The following is a 387-nucleotide window of genomic DNA, read 5'->3' on the forward strand; positions in this document are numbered from 1 at the left end:
CGTTCAAAAGATGGTTTGACGGCTTTTCCTGAACGTGCCGAATCTGTCTACGATACATTTGGGGTTGGGCATTCATCGACTTCCATCTCAGCAGGTCTAGGCATGAGCCTAGCGTTACGCTATCAAGGCCTTTCGCAAACGGTTGCTTGTATTATTGGCGATGGGGCGATGACAGGCGGCATGGCCTTTGAAGCCATGAACGATGCCGTGCAACAAGATGCTGATTTGATGGTGATTTTAAACGACAATGATATGTCGATATCGTGCTCTATTGGTGGGTTCTCACGTCATTTAGCGGTGTTATGGGAGTCAGGATATCAGGTTGATATCTCTGATACCGGCGAGCCGATATTATGTCAGCGCCCTGATATGCAGCCTTTGACCGAC

Annotated in this window: 1 protein-coding gene; it reads left to right on the forward strand. The window is 48.6% G+C overall.

The window, feature by feature from the left end; translation table 11 throughout:
- Positions 1 to 387, forward strand: a 387-nt coding sequence (locus CAN34_RS13830) for a 1-deoxy-D-xylulose-5-phosphate synthase N-terminal domain-containing protein (protein WP_254423205.1), incomplete at both ends; no start/stop codon positions are given.

This window comes from Psychrobacter sp. DAB_AL32B (assembly GCF_002224105.1).
GTDB lineage: Bacteria > Pseudomonadota > Gammaproteobacteria > Pseudomonadales > Moraxellaceae > Psychrobacter.